Below are 18561 nucleotides of genomic sequence, written 5' to 3' on the forward strand. Positions count from 1 at the left end.
GCGTAGTTATACTGGTCACGTGGCGAGCGATGACAAGGCCCCGCGCCCCTTGGGCGACCTGGAGCGGCTGGTGATGGAGCAGCTCTGGGCTGCCCCGGCCGCGCTGACCGTGCGGGAGGTGCACGAACAACTGGCGGGCACCCGGGAGCTCGCGTACACCACGGTGATGACGGTGCTCGACCGGCTGGCGAAGAAGAAACTCACCGACCGGGAGCGCGACGGCAAGGCCTGGCGGTACCGGGCCGCCGCACCGCGCGAGGAGCTCGCCGCCGACCTGATGCGCGACGCCCTCGACCGCTCCGGCGACCGGCGCGAGGCTCTGGTCCGCTTCGTCGGCCAGGTCAGCGACGAAGAGGCCGCGCTGCTGCGGGAGGCACTGAGCCGGTTGGACAGTCAGGAGAAGGCCGGGTGATCACCCCGATCCTGCTCGCCGCCCTCGCGCTGATCCTGACCGGCCCGGCGCCGGCTCTGCTGGCGCGATCGAGCTGGCCCTACAAGGTCCCGCGCGCCGCCGTCATCCTCTGGCAGGCACTAGCGCTTGCAGCAGTGCTGGCCGCACTGGGTGCGGGCATCGCCATGTCCTACTCGGCCGCGGGCGAGCCGGGGGAACCACGCTTCGACCCGTCGTCGCCGAGGGACCTTGTGGCCGCACTGATTCTCGCCATGACCGCACTGGTTCTGGTGCGGCTCGTCTGGGCCGCTGGACATGTGGCGGTCGGGACAAGGGCGCGCCGCAAGCGTCACCGCGACCTCGTCGACGTACTGGCCACGCCCGACGGCCTGATCCCCGGCCTGCGCGTCCTGGCCGAGAAGACCCCGCTCGCCTACTGCCTGCCCGCGTTCCGCGACGCCCGCGTCGTCGTGTCGGTCGGCGCGCTCGACAGACTCGACGACAGCGAGCTCGCGGCAGTACTCGCGCACGAGCAAGCCCACCTGCGCGCCCGCCACGACCTCGTGCTGGAGGCCTTTACCGCCCTGCACCAGGCCTTCCCCCGCAGGGTCCGCAGCGAGGTCGCGCTGAAGCAGGCCCGCACCCTGGTGGAACTCCTGGCCGACGACGACGCCCGCCGCCGGAACGGACCACGCCCACTGGCCCACGCGCTGGTCGCACTGGCCGGTGCCCCGGCGCCTCAGGCCGGCCTCGCGGCAGCCGAGTCGGCGACATTGCTGCGAGTCCAGCGCCTGGCCGAACCCGAGCTGGGCAACACGTGGATCGCGGCCGCCACGTACGCCGTGGCGGCCGCTGTCCTCATCCTGCCGACAGTCACTGTCGCGGCCCCGCTGGTCCGGGCCATCGTCAACGCCGTCAGCTGACGGCTCTCGCCAGCCCCAGGATCAGCCCCACTGCTGGTTCGGTGGCCCACCTTGGTGGGGTAGCCGACCTGGCAGCGGCCGGGAGGACTTGCGACGCCGCTGCAGGACAAGCAGCACAGCCAGGACGAGCACCAGGATCACTGCCGCGCCCGCGATGATCCACGGCAACGGCGATGACGAGTCGTTCGTGCGTGCGGTCCCAGACCCTTCGTCACCGCCGCCCGTTGCCGGCGTCGTGCTAGGGCTGGCGCTAGCGGATGCGCTGTCCTCCGGGCTCGGAGTCGGTGAGGACTCAGCACCCGAGGTCGCGTACTTCGGTCCTTCCATCTTGTCGCCGGCCACGGCGAGGTCGATGGTCAGTGGTACTCCACCCGACACCGAACCGTCGCCTGGACTGAGCCTGACGACGAGGTAGTACCACCCGTCGACGGCCGTCTTCTGCACGTCGTCGTCGCTCGCCGTGCGGTTGAGATACGAGACCCGCGGGGTCGCCAGCGGCTTGCCGTCGACCGGCAGCACTCGACCGACTGCGGTGTAGACCATCGTGTCGAAGTCGATCGGGGCCCGCACCGGACTGAACAGGGAGGCGGTGACGTTCGCGGTCGCGGCCTGCGCGCGGCCGGAGAAGGTGGCCCGGTAGGCCAGGCCCTGCCCCCAGTCGAGCTTGACGCGGTAGAACAGCTCCTCGCCGTAGTAGATCGTCTCCGTGTACCGGCCGGGACCGTTCAAGGCGGTTGCCTCGTTGAAGGAGCCACCGCCGTGGACCACCCGGCCGGCCCCGGCCGGCGGTGCCGCGAAACCGACCTTCGCGCCGGACAACTGATCGCCCTTGCTGCCGACGACCGGAGGCTCGACGCGCAGCAGCAACTCCACTGGCACCCGGTCGGTGCCACCCTCACTCGCGTCCCGGGTGATCCGGAAGCTGTAGCGACCGGGCTTGCTGCACTCGTCGGCATCCGAGCCGCCCTTGGCCACTCCGTCCCAGGTGAGCAGAGTGGTGAGACTGCCCCCCTGCTTCGCGCTGGTGTTCTGCTCACGCACCGACTTGTGACAGTCGACGCCGCCCGGACCGTAGACCGCGATGTCCAGGACCTCGTCCTCGATCGGGTTGCCGCGTGGGAACACCGCCGTAGCGGAGAAGTACGCCGTCTCTCCCTCGCGCAGGTCCGCCGAGTAGTACCTCTGCTCGACCGGGTTCAGCGTGTCGACGTACTGACCGGGGGTCATGACCGGAGCGGTGCCGGACGCCGCGGTCGGTTACGAGGACTCCGGAGGAAGTCACGCCGCATAACTGACCGCAATCATCGAGGCATCCACGAGCGCGGCCGCGCCGACGGCCACCCTTCCGCTACGAGACTTCACGAACCGCTCCTTCACCTGTTGGCGCAAGGGTTCAGTTTCGCAGCGAGAAGGTTCATGAACGCCCGTAGAGGGCGCGAGTGGGTCACCCCGGAGAGTGACCGCCAGGTGGTGAAGGCAATCGTCGACGCGGTCAGTCAGCCGGGCGGTAGCGGACGAGGACGCCGCCCTCGGCCCACGGCCTGGCTTCGATCAGCTCGAGATCGACCGGCGAGTTGCCGCTCGGGAACGCGCTCTTGCCCGCGCCGAGCAGCACCGGGCAGATGCGCAGCTGCACCTCGTCGACGAGTCCGGCCTGGAGCAAGGAGTGGAACAGCGAGATGCTGCCCCACAAGATGATGTCCTTGCCGTCCTGCTCGGCCTTCAGGGCGCGTACCGCGTCGATGTCGCGGACCACCAGCCCCGGCTCATAGGGACCCCACGGAGCGCTCTCGAGCGTCGTCGACACGACCACCAGGTGCAATGCGTTCAGCTTCGGCGCGATCACCTCGTCGGCCGACGCCTCGGTCGGCCAGAACGTCACGAACAACCGGTACGTCTCGGCGCCGAGCAGCATGGTGTCGACACTCTCGAGCAACGCCAGATTGTCGTCGTCGGCCCGCCCGGCGATCTTGTCGAAGAACTCCAGCCCACCGTCCGGCCCGGCGGCGTACCCGTCGAGCGTGACGTACTCCTGAAAGATCAGCCGCCTCATCCAGCGAGGCTACCCGAAATGTTTCCCCTCACCCCGGGCGACGGCCAGCAGCACGAGCCCCGACAGAACCAGCAGAACCACCATGGTGACGACGAATGTCAGCACATCTCTCCCCGAATCCCAGCCCCAACTCACTGAACATGACGTGCTCAGCGCGCCAGAAGTTCCCCGAACGCCTTGGCGATCTCGTCGACCTGCCATTCCAGCGTGGCCGGCGACACCACCAGCTCGACCCACGACCAGCCCGGTACGTCGGCCGGCTGCCAGCGACCGCAGATCGACTCGCGGGTCGACTCCATCCGCTCGACCGCGGACAGCTCGATCGCCTCGGCCGCGCGCGGCGCGTAGACCCGGAACGAGTTGCTGTGCGGCGGCTCCGGGAAGACCCGGAATCCCTCGCTCTGCAAGGCCATCGAGAGCTCCACGGCCCGCTGATGCAGATCGCCCATCACTGGGAGCACCGTCCGCAGTCCCTCCCGCGCGGACACGGCGTACGGGAACAGCGAGAAGAGGTTGCCACCCAGTCGCCGCTGCCACCGGCGTACCTCGGCGATCACGTCCTCGGGGCCGGCCAGCGCGGCGCCGCTGACGCCACCCAGCACCTTGTAGAACGAGACGTACACCGTCGACGCGAGTGCGGCGATCTCAGCCAGGCTGTGCTCGAGGTACGGCGTGCTCTCCCACAGCCGAGCGCCATCCAGATGCAGTGGTACGCCGCGCTCCGCACAGGACTCGGCGAACACCACCAACTCGTCCCAGGACGGCAGGACGAACCCGGCGTCGCGCAGCGGCAGCTCCAGCGTCACCGCGGCCAGCTTGCCGGGAATCGCGGCCAGCTCGTCCGGCCGGGGCTGCCGGGGCTGGGACGTGAGTCGCTCGATCCGGAGGTGGTGCACCTCCTCGAGGGCGTTCAGCTCGTGCACCAGCAGGTGTGAGAGTCCGTGCACGGCGACCCGGCTGGTTCCCGCGCGATCGGCGTACACCCGCAGGACGCTCTGCTGGGCCATGATGCCGGTCGGCAGGAACACTGCCGCCGGCTTGCCCAGCAGCTCCGCCACTTCCTGCTCCAGCGCGGCGACGTCACCACCGCTGCCATAGATGTCGGTCTTGTCGTCCGTGGCGACCTCTGCGAGCTGCTTCAGCCTGTCCGGCACGCTGACCCGGCGAAGGGACAGCCAGCGCTCGCAGTTGTCGGCCGCCGCCTTACGCCGGGCCCTGAGATCGTCGGAGGTAGTAGTCGCCACGGCTCCATCCTCCCGCGCCCCGCAACCGAGTTTGACGACTCAGACGGTCGCGGTGACCACGTGCTCGCCCTGGATGGTCTTGATCTCCACTGAACGCACCTGGTCGAGTGGCACCAGGACTCCGCCTCCGAAGACGCTGCCGTCGCGGGCTGCCTTCGGGGACACCACCCAGCTGCCTGCGACCCAGGACTTGCCGGTTGCGTCGGTGACGAGCATCTGGCACTCGGCCCCGGCCTTCAGGCCCTTGATGTTCACCCGGATCCAGCTCCACCCGGCCCGTGGCTCCACAGTCGTCGCCATCGTCGTACCGGTGTTCGTATCGGTCGCTGTGACTTCCTTGTAGCCCGCCGCGGGCTCATCGGCCTGCGGCACACTCGAACGGCCGAGGGCTACGCCTCCGCCGAGCGCACCGGCCACCAGGACCAGCGCGGCGGCGACCAGCAGCCAGCGGGACCGCCGCTTGACCGGAGCCGGCGCCTGAACAGGTTCGGGAGTCAGCTCCCGCACTTCCCGCAGCGTGCGCTGCAGCAGGAGGTCGCCACCCTCGGGCAGGCCCTCCAGGAAGGCCTCCGGCGGCACCTCGCCAAGGTAGTCCTTCATCTCCTCGAGCTCGGCCAGCTCGGCCCGGCACTCGGCACAGGTTGCCAGGTGCTCGTCGACGTCCTGGATCTCGGCCGGCTCCAGCGCACCCAGGGCGTAGGCGCCCAGTTGCGTACGGTCGTGCTCACTCATCGGGCCACCTCCGTTTCCTGTCCTGCCATCACCGCGCGCAGAGCGCGGAGGGCGTAATGCGATCTCGATTTCACGGTACCCGGCGGGACGCCTAGTTCCTTCGCGGCTTCGGCCACCGACCGGCCGCGGTAGTACAACTGCACCAGCACCTCGCGGTGCTCCGGTGACACCTTGTCCAGTGCCTCCAGCACCACCATGGTGTTCACCACCGACTCGGAGTGATCACTTTCCACCGGCGGCCGGTCCTCCACGTCCGCCACCTCGGCCGGCCGCACCGCTCGGGCCCTGGCCCGGTCGGTGACGATGTTCCGCGCCACCGTCAGCAACCAGCCGCGCACCGATCCCTTGCCCTCGGTCAGGTCGCCGGCGTGCTTCCACGCCCGGACCAGAGTCTCCTGGACGACGTCCTCCGCCGCGGCCCTGTCACCGGTGAGACGGGTCGCATACGCCAGCAGGCTGCGCCCGTGTTCGGCGTACAGGGCACGGATCAGCGTCTCGGCAGCGTCCGGCCCCGGGTAGTCACCCACCGTCCGTACGATAGGGGATTCCCCGCCGTTGGCAATGGCGGGGATCCACCCGAGGCTCTCAGTAGCCGTTGCCATTGCCGGAGCTGGACGGCTGGGTGGTGACCTTCTTGCCGTCCGCGCCCACCACCCACCAGATGCCGCCGAACGCTTGGCCCTTGGCGTCACCGGCTTTGGCGTCACTCGCGAACAGATACAGTGGCAGCCCCCCGATCGCTAACTGCTTGCTGCCGTCGGACCTGGTGATCGTGCTGACCATGGACGCGTTGATGCCGTCCAGCTGCGGAGTCCCGTCACCGGCTGTCACGGCCCGCCACATGGCCAGGCAGCCACCCTCGCAGTTCGACTTGCCGGAGGTGTCCTTGTCGAAGACGTACACGGTCCGCCCGTTGCCGTCGACAACGACCTTGCCGAGCCCGCTGACGTCGGCCGTCGCCAGCTTCGCCTCCCCGCCCGCGGCCTGGCTGGCAGCCGGCGCCGAACTCGCACCGGAGCCCGAGCTCGAGTCGTTGCTGCCACCGCAGGCGGTCAGCCCGGCCAGGCTGAGCGCCATCACACCGATCACACTCCCCAGTCGCCTCATCAGATCCTCCTGATTGACTCATCGTCACCCCGCACACGTGCGGAACCGGCGATCGGTTCAACCGGGAGGGATATCGTCTGGAGCTATGAGCCAAGAGATCCCGGCCGCGGTCCGGCGCGCGCTCACCGCGATCGACGAGCAGGACAACGACGCGTTCGTGGCGGCCTTCGCCGCCGACGGCTACGTCGACGACTGGGGCCGCCAGTTCCGCGGTCACGACCGGATCCGCGCCTGGAGCGAGAACGAGCTGATCGGGAAGCGGGCCACCTTCACCGGCACCGAGGTCTCCACCCCGGGCAACCCGCTCACGATCCTCACCCAGGTCGGCGGCGACGGCTTCAACGGCCCGTCCCACTTCGCCTTCGACGTCCAGGCCGACCAGCTCGCCTCGATGACGATCACCGCCTGATACTTGCCCGAGGCAAGCATGGCGCCGACCGGGACGGTTACACCGGTTCGGGTTCGCGGATTCGTTGGGAGATGACGGACGAGACGCCGTCGCCGCGCATGGTGACGCCGTAGAGGGCGTCCGCGACCTCCATGGTGCGCTTCTGGTGGGTGATGACCAGGAGCTGGCTGTTCTCTCGGAGCTCCTCGTAGAGCTCCAGCAGGCGGCCGAGGTTGGTGTCGTCGAGCGCCGCCTCGACCTCGTCGAGGATGTAGAACGGCGACGGACGCGCCTTGAACAGGGCGACCAGGAACGCGACCGCGACCAGCGAGCGCTCGCCACCGGACAGCAGCGACAGCCGCTTCACCTTCTTGCCCGGCGGGCGCGCCTCGACGTCGATGCCGGTGCCGAGCATGTCGTCCGGATCGGTCAGCACGAGCCGGCCCTCACCACCCGGGAACAGCCGGCTGAAGACGTGCTCGAAGGCGACCTCGACGTCGCGGTAGGCCTCGGTGAAGACCTGCTCGACCCGCTCGTCGACCTCCTTGACGATGTCCATCAGGTCACGCCGGGACTTGCGCAGGTCCTCCAGCTGCTCGGACAGGAACCGGTGCCGCTCCTCCATCGCCTCGAACTCCTCCAGCGCGAGCGGGTTGATCCGCCCGAGCTGGTTGAGCGCGCGCTCGGCCTGCTTGAGCCGCTTCTCGACCTTGGTCCGGTTGAACGGCTCACCCTCGAGCTCGAGCGTGTCGTCGTCGCCCTCCTTCGGCAGCGGCGGCACCAGCTGATCCGGCCCGTACTCCGCGACCAGGGCGTCGACCTCGATGCCGATCTCGCCGAGCGCCTTCTCGTACAGCTGCTCGAGCCGCATCTTCTGCTCGGCCCGCGCCAGCGCGTCCCGGTGCACGGTGTTGGTCAGCTGCTCCAGGTCGGAGCTCAGGTTCCGCGTCGCGGACCGGGCCTGCGCCAGGGCCTGCTCGCGGTCCGCCCGCTGCGCCTGGATCGCCGACCGCTCGGTCGCAGCCTGCTGCAGCGAGGACTCCAGCCGGGCCAGCACGTGCCCAGCGGCCAGATGGACGGCCTGGGCCGCCTCCGCCTGGCGAGCACGCCGTGCCGCCCGTGCGATCGCCCGGGCTCGCGCCTCACGCTCCTGCCGCGCCGCGCGCTCCAGCGAGTCGGCCCGGCCGGACAGTGCCCGGGCCCGCTCCTCGGTGGTGCGCAGCGCGAGCCGCGCCTCCATCTCGGTCGCCCGGCCCGCCTTGGCCGCCTCGGCCAGCCGGTCGCGCTCCGACGTGTCCGCCTCGTCGCCGTCGTCGTCGAACGCCTCCGCGTCGATCAGCCGCTCTTCCAGCTCGGCCAGGCCGGACAGGTTCCGGTCGCGCTCCTCCTCGGCCGCCGCGATCGCCTCGGCCATCCGCTGCGCCTCGCCGCGGGACGCCTTCGCCAGCGACCCGAAGTGCGCCAACTGCTCGGCCACCGCCGCCATCGCCGCGTCCGACTCGTGCAGCCGGGCCAGCGTGATCTCGACGGACTCCTTCTGCCGGGCCCGCTCGTCCTCCAGCGCCGCTAGCTCGAACCGCAGCCGCTCGCTCCGCGCGGTCGCCTCGGTCAGCTTCTCCGCGGCCTCGTCGACCGCGGACTGCACCTCGATCAGGCTCGGTGCCGCGTCCGAACCGCCGTACGCGAAGTGAGCCCCGAGTACGTCGCCACCGCGGGTGGTGCAGGTGATGTCGGGAAGGTTCCGCAGGAGCGAACGAGCGGCGGGTACGTCGTCCACCACGGCGACCTTGCGCAGCAGCCGCCGCAACGCGGGCCGCAGGGTCTCAGGGCAGTCCACGACATCCACGGCGTACGACGCTCCGTACGGCAGCGGCGGCCACATCGCGTAGTCGTCGGCCGGGGCGTCACCGAGGAGCATCCCGGCTCGGCCGAGATCGTGCTGCTTCAGGTGCCCGACAGCCTGCAGCGCGGCCTCGGTGTGCGTCACTGCGACCGCGTCGGCGGCCTCGCCGAGCGCGGCCGCGATGGCTGTCTCGTACCCGGACCGGACGCTCAGCAGGGCGGCCACGGAGCCCATCAGGCCGTTCACCTGCTCGGAGGCGGCCAGCAGGGCGCCGGCGCCGTCCTTGCGGTTCAGACCGAGCTCCAGCGCTTCCTTGCGCGCGGACAGACCGGTGCGCTCGCGCTCGGCGTCGCGCTCCTCGGCCCGCACCTTCGCCAGGCGCTCGTCCATCTCGTCGAGGACCGCCTGGGCGGCCTCGTACTGGTCGTCGAGCCCCTTCTCACCGGCGTCCAGCCCGGCGACCTGAGTCTCCAGCGCGGTGAAGTCATGCTGCGCCTTGCCCGCGCGGGCCTCGGCCTCGCGCATGTTGCTGGCGAGACGGCCGATCTCGGACTCGGCGGCGGCCGCGCGGCTCTTCAGCGCGTTCACCTGGCCGGTCAGTCGGGCCAGGCCCTCGCGGCGGTCGGCGGCGGCCCGGATCAGCGCGGAGATCCGGCGCTCCTCCTCGGCCTCCTGGGATTCGAGCTGCTGGCGGCGCTCGACGGCCTCGGCAAGCAGCTCGGAGTGGGCCTCGACCTCGGCCTCGATCTGCGCCTCGGTCTCGCGGACCCGGGCGGCCTCCAGCTCGAGCTCCTCCGGGTCGCGTCCCGGGCGCGGCTCCTCGGCCTCGTCGTTCAGCGACCGGATCCGGTCCGCCGCGATCCGCGCCGTGCCCTTGATCCGCTCGCTGAAGCCGGACAGCTGGTACCAGGTGTCCTGGGCGGCCTGGAGGGCCGGAGCGTCCTCGCGCAGGGCGTCCTCGAGCTCGGCCTCCAGCTCGCGGGCCTCGCGCAGCTTCGCCTCGGTCTCGGTCCGGCGCTGGGTCAGCGCAGCCTCATCGCGAAGCTCCGCCTCGAGGGCGGACTGGGCCTGGACGATGTCGTCGGCGAGCAGCCGGGCCCGGCCGTCCCGGACCTCCGCCTGGATCGTCACCGCGCGCCGTGCAACTTCTGCCTGGCGCCCGAGCGGCTTCAACTGACGACGGATCTCGGTGATCAGGTCGCCGAGGCGGTGCAGATTGCCCTCGGTGGCCTCCAGCTTCCGGATCGCCTTTTCCTTGCGCTTGCGGTGTTTCAGGACACCGGCGGCCTCCTCGACGAACCCGCGCCGGCCTTCCGGCGTGGCGCGCAGGATCGAGTCGAGCTGGCCCTGGCCGACGATGACGTGCATCTCGCGGCCGATACCGGAGTCGCTGAGCAGTTCCTGGACGTCGAGCAGCCGGCAGTTCTGGCCGTTGATCTGGTAGTCGGACCCGCCGTTGCGGAACATCGTCCGGCTGATCGTCACCTCGGCGTACTCGATCGGCAGCGCGCCGTCGGTGTTGTCGATGGTGAGCACCACCTCGGCGCGGCCCAGCGGGGCGCGGCCGGAGGTGCCGGCGAAGATGACGTCCTCCATCTTGCCGCCGCGCAGCGACTTGGCGCCCTGCTCGCCCATCACCCAGGCGAGGGCGTCGACGACGTTGGACTTACCGGAGCCGTTCGGGCCGACGATGCACGTGATGCCCGGCTCGAAGTTCATCGTCGTGGCCGACGCGAACGACTTGAAGCCTCGGAGCGTCATGCTCTTCAGGTACAAAGCGAAGCTCTCCAACCCGTGAAAGGACAGACGATACCGAAGGAACCGCCATAACTGCACATGACGCCAGTACTGCTCGTGACGCTGCCGCTACCCGGGGAAGTAGTTCCGCTTCGCAGTCTACAAAGACCTGCCTGCGAATCGAGGGAGGCCGACCGTGAACGGCCGACGAAGGGCACAGAAGCTGGACATAGAACCGGCGGGGGCCCGGACGGGGGCCACCGCCGTGGTAGTGCGGACGGTAGAGATGGAACTCTGTTGTCGCGGCTCGGGTCCTCAGACCGAAGCGGGGGCGCGCAGAGCCTCGTCGACGGTGAGCAGCCGGCCCTCATGGACCTGTGCGACGAGGTGGTCGTTCTCTGCCTGCAGACGCATCACGTGCGCCTCCAGATCGGCGACACGCCGGTTGAGCAGACGAACCTGCTCGAGCATGCGCGGGTCAGTGCCTCCAAGGTGCCCTAGAAGAGCCTTGGCCATTGTGCTGTCCTCCGGAAGGTTCTGGCCGGGTGCGCTCCTGAGTCCTGGTCACGAACGGAGCGCCGAAAATGTGTGCCGTCTTTCAGGGTGACACCGGCGGGGCCGACGGTCAACCTGGGCCACATTTATTAACGATACCCCGCTCACCAGCGAACATGGCGAGGGACCGGCTGACATTTCGGGCACCGGTACGACGAACGGTTCATGAACGGCTCCCGACGAATCGGCCGCCCGTCGCGCGGACATGGCGAACCCTCTTGCCCATAGACGTTCAGGCCGCGCTCGAAGTAGCCGGATTCCCCGTTCACGTTGACATACAGCGCGTCGAAGCTGGTCCCGCCGACGTCCAGCGCCTCGGCCATCACCTCGTGGGCATGCCGGACGATCTCCCTTGTTTGTAAGGGTTTCAGCGTTTCTGTGGCCCGGGCGTAGTGCAGCCTGGCGCGCCACAACGCTTCATCCGCGTAGATATTGCCCACTCCGCTGATCACCGTCTGGTCCAGCAAGGCCCGCTTCAGGCCGGTCTTGCGGCGCCGGATCGCGGCCCCGACCGCCTCCGGGTCGAACAGAGGATCGAACGGATCGCGGGCGATGTGGGCGATCTCCGGCGGTAGTTCCGCGCCGCCTTCGGAGTAGGACAGACCACCGAACATCCGCTGGTCCACAAACCGGACCTCTCCGCCGTCGTCGGCGAACCGGAACCGGACCCGCAGGTGTGGCTCGTCCGGCGCGCCGACCGGCTGGACCCGGAACTGACCGCTCATACCGAGGTGGGTCAAGACCGCGTCGCCGGATTCCAGCGGCAGCCAGAGGTACTTCCCGCGCCGGGCCGGCTCGGTGAACACCTGGCCCTTGAGCCGCGCCACGAAATCGTCCGGCCCGGCGGCGTGACGCCGTACCGGGCGGGGATGCAGGACCTCGACCGCGTCGATGGTCCGGCCGGTGGTGAACTCCGCCAGACCCCGGCGCACGACCTCTACTTCAGGAAGCTCAGGCACTCAGGACTGCGAGGGGTCGGTGCTGTCGGGGTGCGCGGCGCGCAACGCCTTCCAGGCGGTTTCGGCGGCCTGCTGCTCGGCTTCCTTCTTGCTCCGGCCGATGCCGTGACCGTACGTGTCGGAGCCGATCCGGACCCGCGCCTCGAACGTCTTGGCGTGGTCCGGCCCGGACTCGGCGATCACATACTCGGGTACGCCGACGCCGAGCTGGGCGACGAGCTCCTGCAGGGAGGTCTTCCAGTCCAGGCCGGCACCGAGCCGGGCCGAGGACTCCATCAGGTCGTCGAACAGCGTGTGCACGACCTGGCCGGCGGTCTCGAAGCCACGATCCAGGTAGACGGCGCCGATCAGTGCCTCGACGCAGTCGGCCAGGATCGACGACTTGTCCCGGCCGCCGGTGGCCTCCTCGCCGCGGCCGAGCCGCAGATACTTGCCGAGCTTGAGGTCGCGGGCGACCCCGGCGAGCGCGCGCATGTTGACCACGGCGGCGCGCAGCTTGGCCAGCCGGCCCTCGGACAGGTCCGGATGGTTGCGGAACAGCGACTCCGTGACGATGACGCCGAGCACGGAGTCCCCGAGGAACTCCAGCCGCTCGTTGGTCGGCAACCCACCGTTCTCGTACGCGAACGAACGGTGGGTGAAGGCGTGCTCCAGTAGTTCGTCAGCCAGCGATACGCCGAGCCGCTGGTTCAGCTCGGCGTAGAGCCCCGTTTCGTTGACCGAATTCACTGGGTGAGGTGTCGCTTAGCTCTCGACGACCTGGCGACGCTCGCCCTTGGCGCCGTACTGGCCGCAGTTGGGGCAAACGGTGTGCTGCAGGTGCTTCGCGCGGCAGGCGGGGTTCACGCAGGTCACCAGCGACGGGGCAGTGGTCTTCCACTGGGCCCGGCGGCTGCGGGTGTTGCTGCGCGACATCTTCCGCTTCGGAACGGCCACGGTTATGACTCCTCGGTTCGGCCGGGGGCTGGTTGACCCGGCCGGCTAGCTGACGTGTATTCGGTCTTCAGTTGTCCTGCGGTCGTTCGTCCTGCTGAAGCAGGTTACCGAGGGCCGCCCAGCGCGGGTCGACGCCGTCCTCGTGCTTGTGGCCGGGCTCGTCCGCCAGGCGTACCCCGCACTCGGGGCACAGACCCGGACAGTCGTCCGTACACAAGGGCTGGAACGGCAGCGCGAGCACCACCTGGTCCCTCAGCGCCGGCTCGAGGTCGATCAGATCGCCCTCCATCCGGCTGGCCTCGTCCGGTTCGGCTTCGCTTTCCGGGTAGACGTACAGCTCCTGGACGTCAGCGAGGAACTCGTCCTCGATATCGACCAGGCACCGCGCGCACTCCCCGACCAGTCGGCCACGCGCCGTTCCGGTGACGAGAACCCCTTCGACAACCGATTCCAGCCGTAGATCGAACTGGATCGGATCGCCCTCGGGGACGCCGATCACGTCGATTCCGAGATCCGCCGGCGCCGGTGCCGTGAAGGTGACTTCGCGCTGGGACCCGGCGCGGCGTGTCAGCTCGTGCGTATCGATCACGAGGGGGGACCGCGGGTCCAAGACGCTCAGGACATCCCTTTCAGGCGTGGGCAGGCAAGATCTCGGTCTCGTCGAGACCGGTGCTCTACATTACCAACTCCGCAGCCGCTCGCCCAATTCGGGGTGATTTCAGAGCTTTTCCAGTAACCGCGCGTGAACACGCGGCGGCACGAAGGCGGCCACGTCGCCGCCGAGCCGGGCGATCTCCTTCACCCAGCTGGACGAGATGAAAGCGTTCTCCGACCGGGTCGGCAGGAACATCGTGTCCACCCCGGTCATCGCGTGGTTGAGCTGGGCCATCTGCAGCTCGTAGTCGTAATCCGCGGCCGACCGCAGGCCCTTGACGATCACGCCGGCGCCCTCGGCCCGGCAGTAGTCGACCAGCAGGCCGTCGAAGGTGCCGATCCGGACGTTCGGAAACGGCTCGGCGAGCTCGGTCAGCATCGCGATCCGCTCGTCCGGGTCGAACAGCCGGGACTTCGACTGGTTCACCCCGGCCGCGACGATCACCTCACCGAAGGCGGCCGACGCCCGGGCGATGATGTCGAGATGCCCGTTGGTGGGCGGGTCGAAGGTCCCTGGGAAAACAGCCTTACTCATTCGGTGACCCCGTTGCCCTCGCCTTGGCCATGGCGGTGACCGTACCAAAGGCGGGCCTCGCCGTACTTGCGATCCCGCAGCGCGGCGAACCCCTCCGGCCACTCCCACGGCTCCCGCTTCCCGCGCTCGACCACAACCACCGCGTCGTCGGCGAGCCACCCGTTCGCGGCCAGCTCGGTCAGCACGTCCTGCAGCTCGGCGGTCTCCAGCTTGTACGGCGGATCCGCGAAGACCAGATCGAAGACCGCCGGACTGTTCCCCGACGCGACCTTCTCCACCGGCCGCGTGAGCACCGTCGCTCCCGGCAGCCCCACGACCTTGATGTTGGCCGAGATCACCTCCGCCGCCTTCCGGTCAGACTCCACCAGCACGACGCGGGCGGCGCCTCGCGACAGCGCCTCGAGGCCGATCGCCCCGGATCCGGCGTACAGGTCGAGCACCGCCAACCCGTGGAAGCTGCCGAACTCCGACTCCAGCGACGAGAACAGCGCCTCCCGGACCCGATCCGCGGTCGGGCGTGTGCCACTTCCCGGCGGTACGCCGATCCGCCGCCCGCCCGCGGATCCGCCGACGATCCGCATCAGGTCTTCTCCAAGTACTCGGTGGTCTCGGACTCCAGTGCACTCCGCACGAACGCGCGCAGCGTCGGGTACTCCGCCAGCTCCGCGTCCACCGACACGATCGAGTTGGCGACATGCCGGGCGGTGAAGATGATCTCCTCGTCCCGCAGCACGCTGAGCAGCTTCAGACTGCTCCGCCGGCCCGACTGAGCCACACCGAGTACGTCGCCCTCACGCCGTGTCTCCAGGTCGATCCGCGACAACTCGAACCCGTCCGTGGTCGAGGCCACGGCGTCCAACCGCCCGTACGACTTCGAACTGGGCCACAGGTCGGTGACCAGCAGGCACAGCCCCGGCACACGACCCCGGCCGACCCGGCCGCGCAGCTGGTGCAGCTGCGAGATGCCGAACCGGTCCGCGTCCATGATCACCATCGTCGAGGCGTTCGGTACGTCGACCCCGACCTCGATCACCGTGGTCGCGATCAGCACGTCGACCTCGCCGGCCGCGAACCGCGACATCACGGTGTCCTTCTCCTCGGCCGGCAACCGGCCGTGCAGGATCTCGACCCGCAGGTCGTGCAGGATCTCCCCCAGCGCCTCGGCCACCTGCATCACGGAGATCGGCGGGCGGGCCGGCTTCGTCGACCCGGGTCCGGCGGGCGGCTTGTCCTCCTCGCCCAGGACGAACTCGCCTTCCTCGTCCCCCGCGTTCTTCACGTCGTCCCCGATACGCGGGCAGACGACGTACGCCTGATGGCCCTTGCCGACCTCCTCGCGAACCCGGGTCCAGGCCCGCTGGAGCCAGTCCGGCTTCTGCTGAGCCGGGACGACCGACGACTGGATCGGCGACCGTCCGGCCGGCAACTCGATCAGCGTCGAGACCGCGAGATCGCCGAACACCGTCATCGCGACGGTCCGCGGGATCGGCGTCGCCGTCATCACCAGCACGTGCGGGGTGTTCTCCCCCGACTTCTGGCTGAGCGCCGCCCGCTGCTCGACGCCGAACCGGTGCTGCTCGTCGACCACCACGAGCCCGAGATCCGCGAACTGGACCTTGTCCTCGAGCAACGCGTGCGTCCCGACCACGATCCCCGCGGCGCCACTGGCCGCGTCCAGCATCGCCGTGCGACGGGCGGCCGCGTTCAGCGAACCAGTGAGCAGACCGACCCTGGTCGCCCGCTCCGCACCACCCAGCATCCCCGCCTCGGCCAGGTCACCAAGCATCTTGGTCAGCGTCTTGTGGTGTTGGGTCGCGAGCACCTCGGTCGGTGCCAGCAGAACCGCCTGCCCGCCGTTGTCGACCACCGACAGCATCGCCCGCAGCGCGACCACGGTCTTGCCGGAGCCGACCTCGCCCTGCAGCAGCCGGTGCATCGGGTGCGGACGCGCCAGGTCGGCGAAGATCTCCTCGCCGACCTCCGCCTGACCTTCGGTCAGCTTGAACGGCAGCCGCTGGTCGAACTCGTCCAGCAGGCCGCCCTCGGTCCGCGGCCGCGGTACGGCGTTCAGCGCGTCGGTGACCGCACGGCGCTGGGCCAGGATCGTCTGCATCACCAGCGCTTCCTCGAACCGGAACCGCTGCTGCGCGTCGCGGATGTCCTTCTCGGTGTCCGGCAGGTGCACCTTCTGCAGGGCCTCGCGCAGGCCGAGCAGCTTCTCCTTGCGCTGGATCAGCTCCGGGATCGGGTCGTCGAGCCTCTCGTCCAGGCTGTCCAGCACGATCTTCACCGACCGCTCGATCGTTGCGGTCGGCAACTTCGCCGTCGCCGGGTAGAGCGGCCGGAACGGCCGGGCCCGGCGCTCGATCTCGGCCTCGGACAGGTCGTCGGTGTCGAGGATCTCGGTGCCCGGGCTCTTCAGCTGCATGATGTCGCGGAACATCGTCACCTCGCCCCAGAACAGGGCGGCGGTCCCGGGCGTCAGCTTGGTCGCCAGCCAGGGCTGGTTGAAGAAAGCCAGCTCCAGGTCGCGCCGGCCATCCGTCACGACGACCTTGGTCAGCGTCTTGCGCCGGGCCCACTTCTGCACGTCGGTGATCGGGATCTCGGCCTTGGTGTCCAGCGAGCGGACGGTGACCTTCTTGACCCGGCCGTTCACGGTCGCCTGGTCGCCGACCTCCAGTTCGTCGAACGGGGTCAGCTCACCCTTCTTCAGATAGCGCCGCGGGTAGTGCCGCAGCAGTTCGCCGACGGTCTCGATCTCGAGCACGTCCGCGAAGGTCTTGGCCGTCTTGGCACCGAGGAAGTCGCGGATCTTCCGGTCCATGTCGGTTCTCATTCCACCCCGATCAGCAACGGGTACCTGTCCTGCCCTCCGTCGTACACCACGACATCGACATCTTTGCGGTTCCGCCGTACGTGCCGCTCCACAGCATCGACCAGGCCGGGTGCGACACCGCTTCCGGTGACGATAGTGAGCAGCTCACCGCCGCCACCGAGCAGCCGGTCGACCACCCCGAACGCGGCCGCCTCCAGATCCTCGGTGATCAGCGCGAAGTCGCCGTCGACCACGCCCAGCGCGTCGCCCACCCGGCACATGCCGGCCATCGTCCAGGCGTCCTTCACCGCGATCGTCACCGCGCCGTGCCGGGTCTGGCCGGCCGCGGCGGACAGCTGGACGACGGCGTCGTCGAAGCTGCGCTCCGGGTCGTGGACGGCGATCGCCGCCAGGCCCTGGACCTGGGCCCGGGTCGGGATCACGGCCACCCGGATCCCGTCCTGCCGGGCCGCGGTCGCGGCGGCCTCGGCGACCGCGATCGAGTCGTTGTCGTTGGGCAGGATCACGATCTCCGGCGCCTTCGACTTCTCGATCGCCTGCAGCAGCTCGCCGGTCGAGCACCGCCGGCCCGGGCCGCCCCTGATGATGTGCGCCCCCGCCTCGGCGAACAGGTCGGCGAGCCCGTCGCCGGCGACGACCGCGATCACCGCCCGGCCCGGGATCGGCTCGTGGTGGTGCGCGTGGTCGGCGAAGTGCGTGACCCGGATCCGGTGCGGGCGGCCGATGTCGATGCCCTGCTCGATCGCGGCGCCGACGTCGTCGGTGTGGACGTGCACGTTCCACAGCCCGTCGCCGCCGACCACGACGACCGAGTCGCCGAGCCCGGCCAGGTTCTGCCGGAAGTCGCCGATCTTGTCGTCCGTCGCGTCCAGCAGGTACATCACCTCGTACGCCGGTCCGTCCTGGCTCTCGGCGCTTTCGCCCTGAGGCTGGACCCGCGCCGGTACGTCGACCCGTACGAGCCGCCCGGTCAGCACCGACTCCATCGCGCCGAGGATCACGACCAGGCCCGCTCCCCCGGCGTCCACGACGCCCGCACGCCGCAGTACGTCGAGCTGCTCGGTGGTCTTGGTGAGCGCCTGCCGGGCCGAGGCCACGGCGGCCAGGCAGACGTCGGCCAGCGTCTTCCCGTCGTTCGCGGCCGTCATCGCACCGGTCGCGGCGGCCCGGGCGACCGTCAGCATGGTGCCCTCGACCGGCTGCGCGACCGCGCTGTAGGCGGCGTCGGCGGCGTACTTCAACGCGTCGGCGAAGGCGACGGGCTCGCTCATGCGCGGATCCGCGAGTACGCCCTCGCCCTGGTGCCGCGGCAGGTTCTCGGCGAGCCGGAGGCCGTAGGCCCGGACGAGCTGAGAGGTGATCACGCCGGAGTTGCCGCGGGCGCCGAGCAGGGCGCCGCGGCCGAACGCCTGGACCGCCTCGGCGAAGGTCAGCTCACCCTGGGGCAGCGCGTCACAGGCGGCCCCCCAGGTCAGGTAGAGGTTGGTCCCGGTATCGCCGTCGGGCACCGGGTACACGTTCAGCTCGTCGATCTCGGTCCGCGCACGGCCCAACTCGGCCAGCGCGGTCCGAGCCCAGGCCCGCAACACCTCGACGGTCAGTTCCTCCACGCCCGGAAGGCTAACCGGTCCCGCGAGGATGCGTACCGAAGGACGGGTAGTAGTC

At 69.7% G+C, this 18561-nt stretch carries 19 protein-coding genes; 3 read left to right on the forward strand and 16 right to left on the reverse strand.

From position 1 onward, the window contains the following. Positions 1–19: 19 nt before the first annotated feature. Positions 20–412 (forward strand): BlaI/MecI/CopY family transcriptional regulator, encoded by a 393-nt coding sequence (locus tag OG558_RS41665; RefSeq protein ID WP_405067957.1) that lies wholly within the window; start codon positions 20–22, stop codon positions 410–412. After that, positions 409–1314: a M56 family metallopeptidase gene (locus OG558_RS41670; protein WP_405067958.1), complete on the forward strand. Its 906-nt coding sequence runs from the start codon at positions 409–411 to the stop codon at positions 1312–1314. The genes OG558_RS41665 and OG558_RS41670 overlap by 4 nt, the downstream gene beginning before the upstream one ends. A gap of 21 nt (positions 1315–1335) precedes the next feature. On the opposite strand, the gene OG558_RS41675 is transcribed toward OG558_RS41670, so the two are convergent. The 6 genes from OG558_RS41675 to OG558_RS41700 form a co-directional block, all read right to left on the reverse strand. Then, complete coding sequence (locus OG558_RS41675; RefSeq protein ID WP_405067959.1) at positions 1336–2541, reverse strand: hypothetical protein; 1206 nt, start codon at positions 2539–2541, stop codon at positions 1336–1338. 265 nt (positions 2542–2806) lie between these two features. After that, positions 2807–3367, reverse strand: coding sequence for a dihydrofolate reductase family protein (locus tag OG558_RS41680; RefSeq protein WP_329479623.1), 561 nt, complete (start codon positions 3365–3367; stop codon positions 2807–2809). A gap of 149 nt (positions 3368–3516) precedes the next feature. Next, positions 3517–4611: a threonine aldolase family protein gene (locus OG558_RS41685; RefSeq protein ID WP_405067960.1), complete on the reverse strand. Its 1095-nt coding sequence runs from the start codon at positions 4609–4611 to the stop codon at positions 3517–3519. A 39-nt stretch (positions 4612–4650) separates the two neighbouring features. Beyond that, entirely contained in the window at positions 4651–5343 is a 693-nt protein-coding gene (locus tag OG558_RS41690) for an anti-sigma factor family protein (RefSeq protein WP_405067961.1), read from the reverse strand. Beyond that, entirely contained in the window at positions 5340–5870 is a 531-nt protein-coding gene (locus OG558_RS41695) for a sigma-70 family RNA polymerase sigma factor (protein ID WP_405067962.1), read from the reverse strand. Before OG558_RS41695 ends, OG558_RS41690 begins: the two co-directional genes overlap by 4 nt. Positions 5871–5928: 58 nt before the next feature. Then, positions 5929–6450: a hypothetical protein gene (locus tag OG558_RS41700; protein ID WP_329479629.1), complete on the reverse strand. Its 522-nt coding sequence runs from the start codon at positions 6448–6450 to the stop codon at positions 5929–5931. Between the two features lie 85 nt (positions 6451–6535). Here OG558_RS41700 and OG558_RS41705 point away from each other — a divergent pair, with 85 nt between their 5' ends. After that, entirely contained in the window at positions 6536–6859 is a 324-nt protein-coding gene (locus OG558_RS41705; protein ID WP_329479631.1) for a nuclear transport factor 2 family protein, read from the forward strand. A 37-nt stretch (positions 6860–6896) separates the two neighbouring features. Here OG558_RS41705 and smc read toward each other — a convergent pair whose 3' ends face one another. From smc to OG558_RS41755, 10 genes are all read right to left on the reverse strand, one after another. After that, a complete protein-coding gene (gene smc / locus OG558_RS41710) occupies positions 6897–10457 on the reverse strand; it encodes a chromosome segregation protein SMC (RefSeq protein ID WP_405072287.1) in 3561 nt (1186 codons plus the stop codon). A gap of 276 nt (positions 10458–10733) precedes the next feature. Next, entirely contained in the window at positions 10734–10889 is a 156-nt protein-coding gene (locus OG558_RS41715; RefSeq protein ID WP_233712037.1) for a hypothetical protein, read from the reverse strand. Between the two features lie 188 nt (positions 10890–11077). Beyond that, the gene (gene mutM, locus OG558_RS41720; RefSeq protein WP_405067963.1) at positions 11078–11932 is read right to left on the reverse strand and encodes a bifunctional DNA-formamidopyrimidine glycosylase/DNA-(apurinic or apyrimidinic site) lyase; all 855 of its coding nucleotides are present in this window, start codon (positions 11930–11932) and stop codon (positions 11078–11080) included. Next, positions 11933–12661 (reverse strand): ribonuclease III, encoded by a 729-nt coding sequence (gene rnc, locus OG558_RS41725; RefSeq protein ID WP_329479639.1) that lies wholly within the window; start codon positions 12659–12661, stop codon positions 11933–11935. Positions 12662–12676: 15 nt separating this feature from the next. Beyond that, positions 12677–12868, reverse strand: coding sequence for a 50S ribosomal protein L32 (gene rpmF / locus OG558_RS41730; protein WP_130387616.1), 192 nt, complete (start codon positions 12866–12868; stop codon positions 12677–12679). Between the two features lie 67 nt (positions 12869–12935). After that, positions 12936–13457 carry a YceD family protein gene (locus tag OG558_RS41735; protein ID WP_329479641.1) on the reverse strand — a complete coding sequence of 174 codons (522 nt, stop codon included), beginning with the start codon at positions 13455–13457 and terminating at the stop codon, positions 12936–12938. A 129-nt stretch (positions 13458–13586) separates the two neighbouring features. Further along, on the reverse strand, positions 13587–14057 hold the full coding sequence (gene coaD, locus OG558_RS41740; protein WP_405067964.1) for a pantetheine-phosphate adenylyltransferase: 471 nt from the start codon (positions 14055–14057) through the stop codon (positions 13587–13589). Continuing rightward, entirely contained in the window at positions 14054–14638 is a 585-nt protein-coding gene (rsmD, locus tag OG558_RS41745) for a 16S rRNA (guanine(966)-N(2))-methyltransferase RsmD (RefSeq protein ID WP_405067965.1), read from the reverse strand. The genes coaD and rsmD overlap by 4 nt, the downstream gene beginning before the upstream one ends. Further along, the gene (recG, locus tag OG558_RS41750) at positions 14638–16896 is read right to left on the reverse strand and encodes an ATP-dependent DNA helicase RecG (protein ID WP_405067966.1); all 2259 of its coding nucleotides are present in this window, start codon (positions 16894–16896) and stop codon (positions 14638–14640) included. Before recG ends, rsmD begins: the two co-directional genes overlap by 1 nt. Then, the gene (locus OG558_RS41755) at positions 16893–18506 is read right to left on the reverse strand and encodes a DAK2 domain-containing protein (protein ID WP_405067967.1); all 1614 of its coding nucleotides are present in this window, start codon (positions 18504–18506) and stop codon (positions 16893–16895) included. The genes recG and OG558_RS41755 overlap by 4 nt, the downstream gene beginning before the upstream one ends. Between the last annotated feature and the right edge of the window lie 55 nt (positions 18507–18561).

This window comes from Kribbella sp. NBC_01510 (assembly GCF_045040325.1).
In the GTDB taxonomy this organism is placed as follows: domain Bacteria; phylum Actinomycetota; class Actinomycetes; order Propionibacteriales; family Kribbellaceae; genus Kribbella.

What these genes read in the sequence shown, in the direction of transcription:
- OG558_RS41700 (WP_329479629.1), bottom strand. Translation starts at nt 6,450, where the DNA reads ATGAGGCGACTGGGGAGTGTGATCGGTGTGATGGCGCTCAGCCTGGCC.
- rsmD (WP_405067965.1), bottom strand. Translation starts at nt 14,638, where the DNA reads ATGCGGATCGTCGGCGGATCCGCGGGCGGGCGGCGGATCGGCGTACCG.
- OG558_RS41705 (WP_329479631.1), top strand. Translation starts at nt 6,536, where the DNA reads ATGAGCCAAGAGATCCCGGCCGCGGTCCGGCGCGCGCTCACCGCGATC.
- OG558_RS41675 (WP_405067959.1), bottom strand. Translation starts at nt 2,541, where the DNA reads ATGACCCCCGGTCAGTACGTCGACACGCTGAACCCGGTCGAGCAGAGG.
- recG (WP_405067966.1), bottom strand. Translation starts at nt 16,896, where the DNA reads ATGAGAACCGACATGGACCGGAAGATCCGCGACTTCCTCGGTGCCAAG.
- OG558_RS41715 (WP_233712037.1), bottom strand. Translation starts at nt 10,889, where the DNA reads ATGCTCGAGCAGGTTCGTCTGCTCAACCGGCGTGTCGCCGATCTGGAG.
- OG558_RS41680 (WP_329479623.1), bottom strand. Translation starts at nt 3,367, where the DNA reads ATGAGGCGGCTGATCTTTCAGGAGTACGTCACGCTCGACGGGTACGCC.
- coaD (WP_405067964.1), bottom strand. Translation starts at nt 14,057, where the DNA reads ATGAGTAAGGCTGTTTTCCCAGGGACCTTCGACCCGCCCACCAACGGG.
- OG558_RS41690 (WP_405067961.1), bottom strand. Translation starts at nt 5,343, where the DNA reads ATGAGTGAGCACGACCGTACGCAACTGGGCGCCTACGCCCTGGGTGCG.